Source organism: Streptomyces sp. NPDC060198 (assembly GCF_042728415.1).
Lineage (GTDB): Bacteria > Actinomycetota > Actinomycetes > Streptomycetales > Streptomycetaceae > Streptomyces.
The window spans coordinates 1-16,737 of sequence record NZ_JBHWZJ010000145.1; the positions used below are offsets into that span (position 1 = coordinate 1).

The following is a 16,737-nucleotide window of genomic DNA, read 5'->3' on the forward strand; positions in this document are numbered from 1 at the left end:
GTTGCCGGAGTCCGGCAACCCGGACCGCCTGGACCGAGGGGCGCACAGCCGACGGTCACCGTGGGACTACTGGAGCCGCCACTTCTGGTTGGCGGCCCCGGTGCAGCTCCAGATCTGGGCGCGCGCCCCGTTGGCCGTCGAGGCGTCCGTGACGTCCAGGCACTTGTTCGCCGCCGTGTTCACCACGTCCCCGGTGGTCGCGTTGTACGTCCACCGCTGCGCCCCCGTGCCGTTGCAGGTGTAGAGCTGCACCTTCGCGCCGTCCGCGGTCGACGCCGAGGTCACGTCCAGGCAGGCGCCCAGCGCGCGGATCGTGCCGTCGGACTGGACCGTCCAGCGCTGCGCGGCCGAGCCGTTGCAGTCGTACAGCTGGACCGCCGTGCCGTCCGCCGCGCTGCCGTTCGCCGCGTCCAGGCACTTGCCGCCGGTGCCGGTGAAGGCGCCCGAGGTGCCGGTCGAGGTGCCGGAGCCGGACTGGGTGCCGGACCAGGTGAAGGTGGCCGAGGTCCGCGCGGGCAGCGAGTAACCGAACGTCGAACCGCCCCAGTTGACGGTGAGCTGCTGCGCCGAGGAGCCGCCGTTGTAGGCGATCAGCGCCTTGGAGCCGTCCGTGTTGCGCCAGGCGACGTTGGGGACGGTGGAGCTGGCGGTGGAGGCGATCCGGGAGGCCCCCGGGCGGACGAACTTCGTCAGGTGGCCCATCGTGTAGTACTCGATGTTGTAGTCCACCTGCCCGCTGCTGCCGTCACCGTTGTGGACCGTGATCAGCCCGTCGCAGGTGCCGCAGCCGCCGTTGTGCGGGCCCCGGTTCTGGTCCACCGCGAGGGACCACTTGGTGACCGACTTCGCCCAGTTGCGGGTGTAGTCGATGATGTTGAGCATGTCCTCCTTCTGCTGGTCGGCGATCCAGGTGCCGCCCGAGTGCTCGGTCTGGAAGGCGTCCATCGTCGGGTACTGGTTGTGCACCGCGGTCTGCTTGGCGATGTCGCCGCCGTAACCGTGCCAGGCGACCCCGCCGAAGTTGGGGTGGCTGCGCACCGCCGCGTCGTCCACGGTCGGCGCGGCGTAGGCGTCGTAGGTGTCCCAGTTCCAGTCGTGCGCCAGCACCTTGGTGGAGAGCCCGGCCGCCTGGAGCTTCGGGAGCAGCTCGCTCTTGGTGAAGTACGCGAGCCCCGAGCCGTTCCAGCTCATCGACGGGTAGCCCGAGCAGCAGGTCGGCTCGTTCTGCGCGGTGACGTAGGCGACCGGGACGCCCTGGGCCTGGTAGGCCTGGAGGTACTTCACGAAGTAGTCGGCGTACGTGCCGTAGTTCTCCGCCTTCAGCCAGCCGCCGTTGAGCTGGCCGCTGTCCTTCATCCAGGCCGGGGCGGTCCAGGGCGAGGCCATCGTGGTGAGGGCCGGGTTGAGCTGCTTCGCCTGCTTGGTCAGCGGGAGGACGTCCGCGAGGTCGTGCGCCACCGAGAACTTCGCCAGCGTGGGGTCGGTCTGCCCGGCGGGCAGGTCGTCGTAGGTGTACCCCGTCCGCGCCAGGTCCGAACCGCCCATCGGATTGCGGACGAACGAGAGGCCGATGCCCTCGGTGGGGGAGAAGAGCTTCTTCATCGTGGCGTCCCGGGTCGCGTCGCTCAGCGCCCCGCTGCTCTTCATCAGCCAGGCCGCGGTGTCCGTGAAGGACGCGCCGCCGCCGGTGAAGGTCTGGTACCGGGTGTTCTCGTCCACCGTCACCACGGTGCCCGCGCTCCCGCCGCCGGCGGCGAAGACGACCGGCGTCTGGGCCTGGAGGCCTCGGGTGACATGACGGCCACCGGAGTCGTCGGTGGTGGTCAACACGATGGAGACGCTCTCGCCGGCCGCGTGGGCGGCGGGCGCGACCAGCCCGGTGAGGCCGGCCGCGGCGAGTGCGGTCGCCAGGACCGCCGCACCTGTTTTCAGAGGTCCGTTCGATCGGATCATGGGGGAATGCCCTTCTTCGGCACTTCTTCGGCACAGGGGTGGGGTGCTGCCGTCGATCGAGGCGTGAGTGAACTGCCCTCGCAGGCTCGCGTCAAGGGGGTGCGTGCGTACAAGAACTGAAGGCACAACTGCCCTCTCCCGCCCGCCGGATGGGTCTGGATCAATCTCGGCGTGAAGTATTGACGGCTCTGTCCGGGCGGGGTTAACTCCAGCCGCGACGCCGGTACCGGTTCCGGGACCGGTACCGCGAAGTGGCCGGCACGCCGGGCCGCGCCCGTGTTCCCCGCTGCCTCCGGAGTGGTGAAGTCCGCCCTTCCGGTGGCGACATGCTCGTACGTCCCGTGTTTCCGCCTGGCAAGGGAGGCTCCGTTGCGCGTCACCATCGCCGATGTGGCCCGTGCCGCCGGAGTCAGCAAGACCACCGTTTCGCGGGTGCTCAACACCAAGTCGGACGTGGACCGTTCCACCGCCTCCCGCGTTCGTGAAGTGATCGCACACCTCGGCTACGTCCCCAGCTCCGGAGCGGTCGGCCTGGCCCGGGGCAGCAGCCGCACCGTCGGGATGCTGGTGCCCTCGCTGACCTGGTCCTGGATGGGAGAGGTCCTCCAGGGCGTCGTGGACACCGTCGAAGCGGCGGAGTACGGCCTCCTGCTCTTCACCTGCAACCGGGGCGCCGAGTCCGTCCGCCGCTTCACCACGCAGGTCTCGGCCCGCGCCTTCGACGGGCTCGTGGTCGTGGAGCCGGAGAACACCCTCGGCCACCTCACCGCGTTGCACCGCGGCGGCCTGCCGATCGTGCTGATCGACGACCGGGGCCACCACCCCGAGTTCCCCTCGGTCGTGACCACCAACCACGAGGGCGGCGCGAGCGCCGCCCGCCACCTGCTGGCCGACGGGCGCACCCGCCCACTGGTGCTCAGCGGGCCCGCGCACTACGGCTGCGTACGCGAACGGCTCGACGGATTCCGGTCCGTGCTGCCGGACGCCCTCGTGGCCCAGGGCGACTTCACCGAACACGGCGGCGAACGCGTCATGGCCCACCTCCTCGCCTCCGGGGCGCGGTTCGACTCCGTCTTCGCGCACAACGACGTCAGCGCCACCGGCGCCCTGAGAGCGCTCCACGCCGCCGGACGCCGGGTACCGGACGACGTCGCCCTCGTCGGCTTCGACGACATCCCGATGGCCGCGCACACCGCGCCCCCGCTGACCACCGTCCGCCAGCCCACCCGGGCGATGGGCGAGACGGCGGCCCGGATGCTCCTCGCCCACCTCGGCGGCAAGCCCGCCCCGGAGGAACCGGCCGTGCTCCCCACGGAACTCGTGGTCCGCCGCTCGGCGCCCTGACCCCCCGACCCGGGCACGCGCGGCTTCGGACGGCCGCACGCACCGGGACACCCACACACCCCCACGGGCTCCGGCCCCGCACCATCCCCCGGCCCACCCCCCTCGCCCCACCCGTACCGCTGCCGCCCCCGTGCAGCCGAGACGAGAGAAGAGCCGCAATGCCAGCTACCCGTCACCGAAGAGGATCGGCGCGGGCCCTCCTCGCCGCCGTCACGGTCCTCGCCGGACTGATCACCGCCGCCGTGCCCGCGGCGGCCGACGACCCCGCACCGGTGCTCGTCGACCGGTACGAGGGCGAGGTCCCCCTCAGCGCCCCGCCCGCCGACTCGATCTTCACCTGGGGCTCGGACGCCGACGACCAGCCGAAGCTCGCCTTCACCGAGCGCGCCGACGCCCCCGAGGGCTCCAAGGTCCTCGAAGGCACCTACGACATCAGCGGCTGGGGCGGACTGAGCCACGAGTTCGCCGTCGACCAGGCCCCCCAGGACTGGAGCGCCCACAAGGGCATCCGCTTCTGGTGGTACGGACAGAACAAGGCGCCCCTGCCGCCCGGTTCCGGCAAGAAGATCAGCTTCGAGATCAAGGACGGCGGCGCCAACGGCGGCGCGTCCGAGCTGTGGACCATGTCCTTCACCGACGACTGGGAGGGCTGGCACCAGGTCGAGGTCCCGTTCGCGGACTTCGTCTACCGCGGCGACTACCAGCCCGTCGGCGGCATCGACCACATCCTCGGGCTCGACCGGATGTGGGGCTACGCCCTCACCCTGCCGACCGGCGCCCCCGGCTCCTTCGCCATCGACGGCATGGAGCTCTACGGCAAGGCCGACCCGGCGCTGACCGCGGGCATCGCGACCGACGCCACCGTGCACCCGGTGGACAACGGCGGCGCCGCGACGATCGGCCTCACCCTCTCCACCACCGGTGGCCTCCCCATCGAGGAGCCCGTCACCGTCGCGTACACCACCGAGGGCGGCACCGCGGTGGCCGGCGCCGACTACACCCCGGTCACCGGCACGTACACCTTCCCGGCGGGCACCGCGTCCGGTGCGACCCACACGGTCAAGGTGACGACCAAGAAGGCGAAGAAGGCGTCCGAGGCCCGGACGGTCCCGCTCGTCCTCACCGTCACCGGCGCCAAGGCCCCGACGGAGACCCCCCAGGTCGTCATCAACGCCCACGGCCTCCCGTACCAGAACGCCAAACTCCCGGTGAAGCAGCGCGTCGCCGACCTGCTCTCCCGGCTCTCGCCCGCCGAGAAGGCCGGCCAGATGACGCAGGCCGAGCGCAACGCGCTGCGCAGCCCCGGCGACATCGCCTCGTACGACCTCGGCTCGCTGCTCTCCGGCGGCGGCTCGGTCCCCACGCCCAACACCCCCGAGGCGTGGGCGTCGATGATCGACTCGTTCCAGTTGCGCGCCCAGGCGACCCGCTTCCAGATCCCGCTGATCTACGGCGTGGACGCGGTGCACGGCCACAACAACGTCGTCGGGTCGACGATCATGCCGCACAACATCGGCCTCGGTGCCACCCGCGACCCGCAGACCGCCCAGAAGACCGGCGCGGTCACCGCGAGCGAGGTCCGCGCCACCGGCGTCCCGTGGGACTTCGCCCCCTGCGTCTGCGTCACCCGTGACGAGCGCTGGGGCCGGTCCTACGAGTCCTACGGCGAGGACCCGGCGCTCGTCGAGTCCATGGAGACCGTGATCCAGGGCATGCAGGGCGCCGCGAACGGCAGCGACCTGGACCGCAACGACAAGGTGCTCGCCACCGCGAAGCACTACGTCGGCGACGGCGGAACCGAGTTCGGTTCCTCCACCACCGGCTCGTACACGATCGACCAGGGCGTCACCAAGGTCACCCGCGAGGAGCTGGAGGCGGTGCACCTCGCACCGTTCCAGGAGGCGGTGGACCGCGGTATCGGCACCGTCATGCCGTCGTACTCCTCCCTGGACATCCTGGGCGACGACCAGGGCCCGGTGAAGATGCACGGAGACGCCGAGATGATCAACGGCGTCCTCAAGGACCGGATGGGCTTCGAGGGCTTCGTCATCAGCGACTGGCAGGCCATCGACCAGCTCCCCGGTGACTACGCCAGCGACGTGCGCACCTCGGTCAACGCCGGCCTCGACATGATCATGGTGCCGACCGCGTACCAGGACTTCACCACCACGCTCAAGAGCGAGGTCGCCGCGGGCCGTATCAGCCAGGCCCGCATCGACGACGCGGTCGCGCGCATCCTGACCCAGAAGTTCAAGCTGGGCCTCTTCGAGAACCCCTACGCGGACACCTCGAACATCGACGACATCGGCTCGGACGCGCACCGCGCGGTGGCGCGCGAGGCAGCCGCCAAGTCCCAGGTGCTGCTGAAGAACGACGGAGCCGTCCTCCCGCTGAAGGCGGACCAGAAGGTCTACGTCGCCGGTTCCAACGCCGACAACATCGGCAACCAGGCCGGCGGCTGGACCGTCAGCTGGCAGGGCTCCTCCGGTGACATCACCGAGGGCACCACGATCCTGGAGGGAATGAAGAAGGACTCCTCCTCGGTCACCTACTCCAAGGACGCCTCCGCCTCCACCGACGGTTACGACGTGGGTGTGGTCGTCGTCGGCGAGACTCCGTACGCCGAAGGCATCGGCGACGTCGGCAACGGCAACGACCTGGAGCTGACGGCCGCCGACAAGGCCGCGGTCGACAAGGTCTGCGCCGCGATGAAGTGCGCCGTCCTGGTCGTCTCCGGCCGCCCGCAGCTCATCGGCGACCGCCTCAGCGACATCGACGCCCTGGTCGCCTCCTGGCTCCCGGGCACCGAGGGCGACGGCGTGGCCGACGTGCTCTACGGCAAGCGTGCCTTCACCGGCCAGCTGCCCGTCACCTGGCCGAAGTCCGAGGCCCAGCTGCCCATCAACGTGGGCGACGCCGCCTACGACCCGCAGTTCCCCTTCGGCTGGGGCCTCACCACCCTGAAGAAGGCCCCCGTGGGCGGCGAGGTCACCCTGACCGCCCTCCAGGTGGCCGCCGGTGTCGCGGAGAAGCTCCACCTCGGCAAGACCGCGGCGGGCAAGGCGATCGTGGACCAGGCCCGTCTGCTGGTCCAGCAGAAGACCGGCGGAAAGCTGACGGCGGCGGTCTCCAAGCCGTTCGCCGAGGCCGACCACCTGCTGCTCACCGGTGACCTCACCGGCGCGGTGGCCAAGCTGCGGGCGGCCTACCGGGCCGCGTGATCCCGCGTGATCCCGCGGTAGCGAGGTTGCGAGGGTGTGCCCGGGCAGAGCGTCTGTGCCCGGGCACACCCGTGCGTCCGTGGCGCACTCCAACCGGCTCCGGGCCGTGCGTCCGGGCGTCCGCCCGGGCCCGGGAGAACGCGCGGGCCGGGTGGTCCGGAGTAGCGTGAAGTATGCGAAAAAGGCAGATGTTCGCATTTCTGGCCGGTCTGCTGCTGGTCCTCTCGACGGCGCTCCTGGCCCTGGTCCCCGCCGCCTCGGCGTCCTCGGGACGCGCCCCGACCGCGACGATCGAGGACGCGGCCCAGGCGCTGCGCGAGGACCCCGTCTACGTGGACCCGGGCGCCCGCGACCAGCTCTCCACGGGGCAGGAGAAGGCCCTGGAGGACCGGATCACCGAGGCCGACAAGCCGGTGTTCGTCGCCGTCCTCCCGGACAGCTCCGCCTTCCCCGAGGACGGCCTGCTGGCCACACTGCGCAACGACACCGGCATCACCGGGGTGTACGCCGTCCGCCTCGGCGACGGCTTCGACGCGGGCGCCGACCCGCAGGTCATGCCGGTCCGCGCGGTCGACAACCTCACCGCGTCGGTGAAGGCCCCGGCCGCCGACACCGCCACCGACGCCCAGCTCGACGCCTTCGTGGACGGCGCACTCGAACAGGCCAACGGCACCGCCCCGGCGTCCTGGTCCGACGGGAACGGGTCCTCCGGCCCCGGCAACGCCGGCACCGGCCTGCTCGTCCTCGCCGGAGTCGCCGTCGCGGGTGCCGGGGGCGCCTACGCGATCATGCGCCGCAACCGCCGCCGGGTACGCGCCGAGGAGCGCGCCGCGCTCGACAAGCTCAGGGTCGTGGTCGACGAGGACATCACCGCCTACGGCGAAACCCTCGAACGGCTCGACTTCCACCCCGGCGAGCCCGGCGCGAACGAGGCGATGCGCGCCGACTACGAGCACGCGCTCGACTCGTACGAGAGCGCCAAATCCCGCATGGAGAAGGCCGAACGCCCCGCCGACGTCCGCCCCGTCACCCAGTCCCTGGAGGACGGCCGCTACTCCCTCGCCGTGCTGGAAGCCCGCCGCACCGGGACCCCGCTGCCGGACCGCAGGCCCCCGTGCTTCTTCGATCCCCGCCACGGCCCCTCCGTCGCCGACGTCCGCTGGCGCCCGGCCGGCGCCGCCTCCCGCGAGGTCCCCGTCTGCGCCGCCGACCGGGCCCGGCTGGAGGACGGCGAGGACCCGATGAGCCGCACCGTGGACGTGGGCGACGGCAACCGACGCCCGTACTGGGAAGCTGGACCGGCATACGGGCCCTGGGCCGGCGGCTACTTCGGCGGCGGACTGCTCCCGGGCCTGCTGGTCGGCACGATGCTCGGCTCGATGCTCTCCACCCCGGCGTACGCGGCCGACTACGGCGGCGGGGACTTCGGCTCCGGCGGCGACTGGTCGGGCGGCGACGTCTCCGGCTCCGACTTCGACTCCTCGGGCTTCGGCGACGGCGGCGGCTTCGGGGACGGTGGCGGCTTCGGCAGCGGAGGCGGCTTCGACGGGGGCGGCGGGTTCTGAACCTGCCGGGACCTCATGGGGGTACGGGACGGCCCCCGCCCGCCGGTTCCCGCGCAGGTCAGCGCTCCACGGCCACTCTCTTCTCCGCCCGCTCCGTGCGGGTGTGCCCCGGGCTTTCTCCGTGCGGGTGTCCCGGGCGACGACCGGCGCCCGACCACCCCCTACCGCGTCGTGCTCCCGGCCCCGCCCGGCGCGAAGTGAGGCCCCGCGCGTACGCGCCGGCCCCCGCTCACGCCCGCGACCGGGCGGGAACGGGGGCCGGGACCGAGCGGCGGACGATCCTGCCGTCCGCCGCGCCGACTACGCCTTCTTGAGGGTGAAGTCCGTCGTCACCGTCCCCTTCTTGACGACCTTGACGGTGGTGGTGGTCGGGGCGTACCCGTCCTTGGCCACGATCACGGTGAGCGGGTTGTTCCGGGCGTCCAGCCAGAGCGCGTAGTGGCCGTCCTTGTCCGTGATCAGGGTGTACGAGGACGCCCACGAGTCGACCTGGACGGTGGCTCCCCCGAGGGGAGCCGTGACGCCGGTGGACGACTTGCCGAGCACCGTTCCGGTGATCTTGCCCCAGGTGTTGGGCGGCGCCACCGTCATGGTGACCGGGACGGACGCCACGGCGTACGGGGTGTCGGACGAGATGCCGATCCGGGCGGTGAAGTCACCGGGCTGGGTGATCTCCTCGACCGCGGCCGTCACCGACACCGCGACCGAGACACTCGCTCCCGGGGCGAGGGTGAACTCCGAGGTGCCCAGCGACAGCCAGCTGACGTCCGAGCCGCCGGTCTGGTCGTAGCCGGGGAGCAGCTCCACCGCGGTGGACGGGCTGGAGGGGCCGTCGGCGCCGCCGACCTTGAAGAAGCCCGGGGCGCCGCCGCCCCGGTAGGTGGCGACATCGGCGTTGGGCAGGGCGGACCAGGACCCGGCGGCGGGGTCGTAGGCGTAGCCCGCGTTGGTGAGCTCGCCGTCGCTGACACCGGACGAGGCCAGCAGCAGGCCGCTGGCAGCGGTGGAGGCGGAGCCCCACAGGGGCTGCGGCAGGTCCGGCAGGGCCGACCAGGCGTCGGCCGCCGGGTCGTAGGCGTACGCGGACTTCAGCTCGCCGGAGTCGTTGGTGCCGCCGGCGCAGTACAGCAGTCCGCCGATGGCGCCGCAGGCCTCCCAAGCGACGTCCTCCGGGTAGTCCGCCGCGGTGGACCAGGAGTCTTCCGACGGGTCGTAGACCGTCACCGAGCCGGAGCCGCAGACGTCGGTGCAGCCGCCGACCGAGTACAGCTTGCCGCCCAGGACCGCGGAGCCCGAGCCCGCCAGCGGATCGGGGGAGGGGGCGCCGGTCGTCCAGGTGTTGGAGGCGGGGTCGTAGATCTCCAGCTTGGCGTCCGTGCTCCCGTCGGCCGCCCAGCCGCCGACGGCGTACAGCTTCCCGTCGATGAAGCCGTGGGCCGGAGCCTCCCGGGTGTCGGCCGCGTCGGCCAGCTTCGTCCAGCCGGTCTCCGCCTCGTACGCGTAGAGCGACCGGGTGTCGTCGACACCGTTGTAGCCGAACGCCGAGTACAGCTTGCCGCCGTCGGCGGCGACGGCGTTGTCCTCGATGGCGCCGGGCAGGTCGGCGACGGTCTGCCACGCGTCGCCGGCCTCGGCCGGAGCGGCCGCGGCCGGAGCGGCCTGGCCGGCCCGGCTCTTCGCGGACAGCGGTGAGTAGTCCCCCTTCCTGGTGATCAGCGGCGCGCCCGCGGCGGCCGGTGTGAACTCCCCGCTCTCCTCGGAGAGTCCGAAGGCGGCGGCGGCGCCGCCGGTGTTCTTGACCGTGACGGTCTTCGTCGCCGAACCGCCCCAGGCGACCGGGGCGGTCACCTCGGCGGGGGTGACCTTGAGGCGTCCGGCCTTCAGGGAGAAGTTCTTCGACACCACCGAGTCCTCGGCGAAGGTCACCGCCTTGGCCGCGGCGGTGTACTTGGACTTCGCGGCCGTCAGGGTCTGCTTGCCGACCGGTGCGAAGGCCCAGTAGAAGCCGTCACCGAGCGCCGCGTCGTCCGGGGTGGCGGCCGAGGTCGTGCTCACGGCCCCGGTCCCCGTGCCGGCGAGCGTGCCGCCGACGATTCCGTCACCGGTGTTGGCGTCGGTGACCTGCCCGACGACCAGGCCGCCGGGGACGGCCGACACGCTGCGGGAGCCGACGAACACGTCGTCGACCTGCCACCACCAGCCGTACTTGCTGGTGAAGTGGAAGCGCACCCGGACGTCGGACTGGCCCGCGTAGTCGGTCAGCGCGACGGTGACCTTGGAACCGGTGACCGCGGTGGTGTGCGAGGAGACCGCGGACCAGGTGGTGCCGCCGTCCGCGCTCACCTCGACCTTGGCGGTCTGGCCGGAGTACGTCTTGTAGCTGGTCCGGTAGGCGAGTTCGGGCAGGTCCGTGCCGGTGAAGTCGTACGACGGGCTGGTCAGCACGGAGTCCTGGACCTTGCCGCTGCCCGCCTTGTCGCTGTCGACGATGGCGAAGGCGCCCTTACCGCCGGTGCTGTTGGTCCGCTTGCCCGGGTCGTCGAACTGCCAGCCGCCGGTGGTCCCCGCGGCGTTGGTGACGGTCCAGCCCTCGGGGGCCGAGGTGGTCGAGTCGAACGGTTCGGTGGTGCCCTCGTCCTTCGACGTGTACCCGGCCGCGGTGCCGGCCCAGGCGTCCACCGGCAGGCTCACGTTGGCGGAGACCGCCGAGTCGCCCACCGTGACGATCCGGGTGACGCTCTGGTAGCCCGGGTAGTTGCTGGTGACCTTCAGGGCGTACTTCCGGCCGGCCGGGAGGTCGACCGACCAGGCGCCGGTGGCGGGGTCGGTCTCGACGGGCGCGCCCGGCACCCCGTCGACGGCGATCGCCGCGTAGAGCGGCCAGCCGTGCCCGGAACCGTCGGTGACCTTGCCGGAGACCGTCCGGCTCTGCACCGGGGCGAGCGCGAAGCTCTTGGTCACCGAGGAGCCGTCGGTGATCTCCACGCCGGCGGAGGTGACCGTGGTGAAGCCGTAGGCGGCGACCTCCAGGTCGTAGGTGCCGGGCGTCAGGGTGAGTGTGTAGGTGCCGTCCACCCCGGACTCGGCCCGGGAGTCACCCGCGCTGATCTCCGCGCCCGCGACCGGTTCACCGGTGGCGCTGTTGGTGACGGCGCCGGTCAGCGTGCCGTGCGGACCGCTGCGGAAGGCCTGCACGCCTGCGGGCGTACCGAGACCGGTCGGACCGTCCCAGCCCGCGCCCGCGGTGCAGAGCCTGGCCGGGGAGCAGGAGCCGTTGTCGCCGTCGACGACGTCGTTCAGCCCGCTGCCGCCGGCCGCGTAGGGGTAGGCCGCCGGGTAGGAACCGGTGGGCGGGGTGCCGGCCGCGGCGTACACGCCGGCGATGATCGGGGCGGAGGCGCTGGTGCCGCCGTAGACGGCCCAGCCGTCCCCGCCGTAGGTCTGGTAGACCGAGACGCCGGTCAACGGGTCGGCGACCGCGGCGACATCGGCGACCGCGCGCTGGTCGCAGTCGGTGGCGATGCCCTCCTGCCAGGCAGGGCGGTCCTCGTAGACCGAGCAGCCCGATCCCGGGCCGCCGTGGCTGTTGAACCAGACCGATTCGGACCAGCCGCGCGTGGTGGAGGAGTCCTGCGCCAGCGCGGTGCCGCCCACGGAGGTCACGAACCGCGAGGCCGCGGGGTAGGCGACACCGTAGGCGTCGTCGCCCGAGGAGGCGACCACGGCGACGCCCGGGTGGTTGTAGTGGGCGTCGAATTCGGTGGTCTCCGCCGGGTCCTCACCGCTGCCCGGAGCGGTGGTGTAGCTCGTGCCGTACGAGTTGGAGACGAACTTGGCGCCCTGCGCGACCGCCTGGTCGACCGAGGCGCCCATGTCCTCGAAGGAGGCGGAGTCGGCCTCCACCAGGAGGATCCTCGCGTTCGGCGCGGCCGCCGAGACCATGTCCAGGTCGAGGGAGATCTCCCCGGCCCAGCCGCTGTTCGCCGCCGGGTAGTCGGTGCCGCCCCGCTGGTCGATCTTCTTGAAGCAGCCGTTCTCCGTGGTGCAGGCGGGCAGCCCGTACTGCGCCCGGTAGACCGCGAGGTCCTCCTCGGCGGTCGGGTCGTCGTAGGCGTCCACGATGGCGATCGTCTGGCCCGCCCCGCCACCGGCCGGCAGGTCGTAGGCGTCCTGGAGTGCGGTGGCCCCCCAGCCGGACGGGGTGGTGGCGTCGGGCCGGACGCCCTTCCCGGACTCCACGTCGGTGCGCCGCAGCGCGAAGCAGCGGACCTCGCCGGCCCCGGGTTCGGCGCAGGACGCCTCGACCGACGGTTTGGTGTTCGTGCCTGAGTCGGCAGGATCTGCCGCGCTCGCCGTCGGAGAGGCGAGCCCGACCACTGCGAGGGCCAGGGCGATCAGCCCGGTCAAGGCCCGTCTTTTCCGTCCGGCGGCCGGTCTGGGTATTCCGGTGACGGTCACGTGTCTCCCATGTGATGCACGGGTCGACCACCTGTTTTCAGGTCGACGGCGAATTGTTTTCACCGGTCACCCATTAATCAGGTCTTGCAAGGTTCATGTCAACGACGCCTTTGTTAAATCTGTGGATTCCCTCTGTGGCCGTGAAATGGTTCATGTGCGGGCGAACCGGGGGAAGGCGGCAGTCGGGTGGTCGGGGCGGTGGAGGAATCCGGCGCATCACGGAGCTTCGGCCGGAGCTGTCCGCTCCGACGCGGCCGGTCCTGGGCTTGTGGCGGTCGCGAGACGAGGGGGGCGATCGCTCTGATTCGGCCATGTGGTGCCGGGGCGGCGGTTTTTCGGAATCGTGCCTGCCGCGCGTGACCAGTGCGCTTTCTCGGGGCGGGGACGTCCGGCCGATCGCTTTTCGGTAATGATCCGTGCATGTTGAATATGCGTGGTCGAGCGGATGAGTGCCCGAATATCCGGGGGGAAACCTGTTCCGATTCGACAGCGCGTCCGGAGGAGGTTTGCGGGCCTGTTCGGGCCGATTCGGGCGGGTGTGCCGACCGGAATCGGGCGCGGCGTCCGGAGCGGCATCGAGCGTCACGACAGTCCGCCGCCCGGTCCGAGGCGCCCGCCCGGCAGGCGCCTCGCGCGGCGGGATTTTGCCGCTTCGGCAAGCGTGCTTGTCGTGGACGCCGCACGAGTGCACCATCGCTCGCCATGGAGGTGTACCGATATGAGTGACAGGTCCCAGAGGTACGACGTCGTGGTGATCGGCGGCGGCGCCGCCGGGCTGAGCGGAGCCCTGGCGCTGTCCCGGGCCAGGCGTTCGGTGCTGGTGGTCGACGCGGGTGCACCGCGCAACGCGCCCGCCGCCCACGCCCACAACTACCTGGGGCGCGAGGGCGTCCCGCCGCTGGAACTGCTGGCGGACGGCCGTGCCGAGGCGGCCGCGTACGGGGCGGAAATCGTCGAGGGCGAGGCGGTGGCGGCCCGGAGGCTGCCGGACGACGGATTCCGGGTGGAGTACGCGGACGGCACGGCGGTCGAGGCGCGCAGGCTTCTCGTCACCACCGGACTGGTCGACGAGCTTCCTCCCGTCCCCGGTCTCACGGAGCACTGGGGAACCGGTGTTCTGCACTGCCCGTACTGCCACGGCTGGGAGGTGAGGACCCGCCCGGTCGGGATCCTGGCCACGGGGCCCCTGGCCGTGCACCAGGCACTGCTGTGGCGCCAGTGGACGGACGACGTGACGTTGTTCCGGCACCTGGAGGACGACTTCGGCGACGACGCGTACGAGCAGCTCGCCGCACGGGGCGTCACCGTCGTGGACGGCGAGGTGGTGGGTGTCGAGGCGCGGGACGGCCGGCTCACCGGGGTCCGGCTGGCCTCGGGCACGGTCTTCCCGCGCGAGGCGCTCGTCGTCCAGCCACGCTTCACCGCCCGCTCCGGCGTGCTGGAGGGTCTGGGGCTCGCCCCCGCCCCGATGGAGATGGGCGGCAGGGTCCTCGGTACGTACATCGCCGCCGACCCGGCCGGAGCCACCGAGGTGCCGGGCGTGTGGGTGGCGGGCAACGTCACCAACCCGATGGAGCAGGTCGTCGGAGCCGCCGCGGCCGGGCTGAAGGCGGCTGCCGCGCTCAACGCGGACCTCGTCACCGAGGACACCCGCCTGGCGGTGGAGGCCCGCCGCTCGTCCACGGACACCCAGGGAGACCCCATGACCGGCACCGATTCCGCCACCCCGCGCACCGACGCCGAACTGTGGGACGAGCGCTACCTCCGGAGCGACCGGATCTGGAGCGGCAACCCCAACACCGTGCTGGTCCGCGAGGTTTCGGACCTTGAGCCGGGGCGCGCCCTGGACCTCGGCTGCGGTGAGGGCGCCGACGCCGTCTGGCTGGCCGGCCGGGGCTGGGAGGTCACCGCGACCGACCTCTCACGGGTCGCGCTCGGACGGGCGGCCGTCCACGCGGCGGACGCCGGAGTGGCCGACCGGATCGACTGGCAGTGGCACGACCTGGGGGCGTCCTTCCCGGAAGGGGAGTACGACCTGGTCTCCGCGCAGTTCCTGCACTCCATGGGGGACCTGCCCAGGGAGCGCATCCTGCGGCGGGCGGCCGACGCCGTCGCGCCCGGCGGGATCCTGCTCGTCGTCGGCCACGCGGGCTTCCCGCACTGGGAGAAGAACCCGGACCCCGCCGTGCGCTTCCCGACCCCCGACGAGGTGCTGGCCCAGCTGGAGCCGGCGCCGGGGGAGTGGGAGGTGCTGCTCAGCGACGAGCACGAGCGGGTGCAGAACGACCCGGACGGCAACCCCACCACCCGTACGGACAACGCGCTCAAGGTCCGCCGCACGGGGTGACCCGGGCGACCCGGGCAGGGCGCGGCCGGGCCACCCGGTCCCGTACCGCCCGTACACGCACGAGCGCCCGCCCCGGTCCTCCCCGGCGGGGGAGGGAGGGGCGGGCGCGCTCGGGTGGGGCGGGGGTCAGGCGGCGGCCTTGATCGCGGAGATGTCGAAGGTCAGCTTGACCTTGTCGCTGACCATCACGCCACCGGTCTCCAGCGCGGCGTTCCAGGTCAGGCCCCAGTCGGAGCGGAGGATGTCGGCACTGCCCTCGAAGCCCACGCGCTGGTTGCCGTACGGGTCGGTGGCCGAGCCGTTGAACTCCAGGTCGATGGAGAGCGGGCGGGTGACGTCCTTGATCGTGAGATCGCCGGTGATCCGGTAGGTGTCGCCGCCGAGCTGCTCGGCGGAGGTGGAGCGGAACGTCATCAGCGGGAACGTCTCGGCGTCGAAGAAGTCGCCACTGCGCAGGTGGCCGTCGCGGTCGGCGATGCCGGTGTCGATGCTGGCGATCTTGACGTCGATCGAGGCGGTGGAGTGGTGCGGGTCGGTGCCGTTCAGCACCAGGGTGCCCTCGTGCTCACCGAAGGAGCCGCGCACGTTCGTCACCATGGCGTGGCGCACCGTGAAGCCGATGCTGCTGTGGGCCGGGTCGATCGTGTAGCTGCCGGTCAGGGCGGCGAGCGCGGGGTCCACGGCCGGCTTCTCGGCGACAGCGGTCGTGGCGGCGGACTTGCGGTTGAACAGAGCCATGGCTCCTCCTCGGGAGACGTTTCCTCGAAGTCGAAGGCCTCGGTTTGTTCAACCTTCAACGACATTGACTGTAGACCCATTTAGTTCAAACTTCAACATCGGCCGCGGAGGTCCTTGCGGAGGTGTCCGCCCCGGGGTGCCGGAGGGGTGTCGCGCCGGATGCCGAAGGGGTTCCCCGCCGGGTGCCGGGTGCCGGGTGCCGGGTGCCGGGTGCCGGGTGCCGGGTGCCGGGTGCCGGGTGCCGGGTGCCGGGTGCCGGGTGCCGGGACTCGGTCGCGGCCGCCCCGGCCGTCCCGGGATTCACCGCATCGCCACGGACGCGGTCTGGCGGACGCGCGTAGAACTCGGGCAGTATCGCCATGCCGCACTCGCGACGCTCTCCGCGCCCCCACGTCCCGTCGCGCGGCGGCCCGTCAGAAGTTGTCATGAGCAGGAGGAGACCCCCCATGTTGACCCGTCCCAGGCTCCGCTCCGCCCTCACCGCCCTCGCCCTCGTGCTGGGCGTCCTCTTCGCGCCGGGAGTCGGCGTGATCGGCGGCGCCACCGACGCCCACGCCGCCACCAAGCTCACCCACTCCCAGGCCACCGCCCGGTTCAGCTCCTCAGGGATCACCTGGTCCTCGTCGGGCGGCTGCTCCGACCGCAACAACTCGACGTGTACCTCGTTCGACCAGCTCAACCTGGCCACCGCCCAGGGCGCCCAGACCCTCAAGAGCGCCACCGGCTGCGCCATCAACATCACCGGCGGTACGGAGACCGGCCACGCGAGCGGCACCTACTCGCACTGGAACGGCTACAAGCTCGACTTCGCGAAGAACACCTGCCTGAACAACTACGTCACCGGCACCTTCACCTACATCGGGCTCCGCGGTGACGGATACGCCCAGTACCAGGCGGCCTCCGGCAACATCTACGTCAACGAGGGCAACCACTGGGACACGACCTACTACAACTGCGGCGGCTGCTGAGCCGACACCCGGCACCGGCATCCGGCACCGGCATCCGGCATCCGGCACCCGGCCCGGCGTCCGAGGGCCCGGCGGCCGACTTCCGGCACCGGGCACCCAGGAGCCCCCAGCACGCGTGTGCCTCCTCTCCCGCCGTCGGGAGA

8 protein-coding genes are annotated in these 16,737 nt (G+C 72.0%); 5 read left to right on the forward strand and 3 right to left on the reverse strand.

All coding sequences use genetic code 11. The annotated features are described in order from the left end of the window. Positions 1–66: 66 nt before the first annotated feature. Positions 67–1,953 carry a lectin gene (locus ACFWEP_RS18985; RefSeq protein ID WP_387371447.1) on the reverse strand — a complete coding sequence of 629 codons (1,887 nt, stop codon included), beginning with the start codon at positions 1,951–1,953 and terminating at the stop codon, positions 67–69. Positions 1,954–2,322: 369 nt separating this feature from the next. Between ACFWEP_RS18985 and ACFWEP_RS18990 the strand changes: the two genes are divergently transcribed. The 3 genes from ACFWEP_RS18990 (at position 2,323) to ACFWEP_RS19000 (ending at position 8,083) form a co-directional block, all read left to right on the forward strand. Next, complete coding sequence (locus ACFWEP_RS18990) at positions 2,323–3,297, forward strand: LacI family DNA-binding transcriptional regulator (RefSeq protein ID WP_387371448.1); 975 nt, start codon at positions 2,323–2,325, stop codon at positions 3,295–3,297. A gap of 158 nt (positions 3,298–3,455) precedes the next feature. Continuing rightward, entirely contained in the window at positions 3,456–6,518 is a 3,063-nt protein-coding gene (locus tag ACFWEP_RS18995) for a glycoside hydrolase family 3 N-terminal domain-containing protein (protein WP_387371449.1), read from the forward strand. Positions 6,519–6,691: 173 nt separating this feature from the next. Next, on the forward strand, positions 6,692–8,083 hold the full coding sequence (locus tag ACFWEP_RS19000; RefSeq protein WP_387371450.1) for a hypothetical protein: 1,392 nt from the start codon (positions 6,692–6,694) through the stop codon (positions 8,081–8,083). Positions 8,084–8,383: 300 nt separating this feature from the next. Here ACFWEP_RS19000 and ACFWEP_RS19005 read toward each other — a convergent pair whose 3' ends face one another. Then, positions 8,384–12,490 carry a carboxypeptidase regulatory-like domain-containing protein gene (locus ACFWEP_RS19005; protein ID WP_387371451.1) on the reverse strand — a complete coding sequence of 1,369 codons (4,107 nt, stop codon included), beginning with the start codon at positions 12,488–12,490 and terminating at the stop codon, positions 8,384–8,386. 769 nt (positions 12,491–13,259) lie between these two features. On the opposite strand from ACFWEP_RS19005, the gene ACFWEP_RS19010 reads away from it, so the two are divergent. Beyond that, the gene (locus ACFWEP_RS19010; RefSeq protein WP_387371452.1) at positions 13,260–14,888 is read left to right on the forward strand and encodes an FAD-dependent oxidoreductase; all 1,629 of its coding nucleotides are present in this window, start codon (positions 13,260–13,262) and stop codon (positions 14,886–14,888) included. A 126-nt stretch (positions 14,889–15,014) separates the two neighbouring features. Here ACFWEP_RS19010 and ACFWEP_RS19015 read toward each other — a convergent pair whose 3' ends face one another. Then, entirely contained in the window at positions 15,015–15,626 is a 612-nt protein-coding gene (locus tag ACFWEP_RS19015) for a YceI family protein (protein ID WP_327178187.1), read from the reverse strand. Between the two features lie 446 nt (positions 15,627–16,072). Between ACFWEP_RS19015 and ACFWEP_RS19020 the strand changes: the two genes are divergently transcribed. Then, complete coding sequence (locus tag ACFWEP_RS19020; protein ID WP_328719215.1) at positions 16,073–16,594, forward strand: hypothetical protein; 522 nt, start codon at positions 16,073–16,075, stop codon at positions 16,592–16,594. The last annotated feature ends 143 nt before the right edge of the window (positions 16,595–16,737 follow it).

Coding starts and splice junctions, on each gene's coding strand:
- ACFWEP_RS18985 (WP_387371447.1), bottom strand. CDS start 1,953: ATGATCCGATCGAACGGACCTCTGAAAACAGGTGCGGCGGTCCTGGCG.
- ACFWEP_RS18995 (WP_387371449.1), top strand. CDS start 3,456: ATGCCAGCTACCCGTCACCGAAGAGGATCGGCGCGGGCCCTCCTCGCC.
- ACFWEP_RS19000 (WP_387371450.1), top strand. CDS start 6,692: ATGCGAAAAAGGCAGATGTTCGCATTTCTGGCCGGTCTGCTGCTGGTC.
- ACFWEP_RS19010 (WP_387371452.1), top strand. CDS start 13,260: ATGAGTGACAGGTCCCAGAGGTACGACGTCGTGGTGATCGGCGGCGGC.
- ACFWEP_RS19015 (WP_327178187.1), bottom strand. CDS start 15,626: ATGGCTCTGTTCAACCGCAAGTCCGCCGCCACGACCGCTGTCGCCGAG.
- ACFWEP_RS19020 (WP_328719215.1), top strand. CDS start 16,073: ATGTTGACCCGTCCCAGGCTCCGCTCCGCCCTCACCGCCCTCGCCCTC.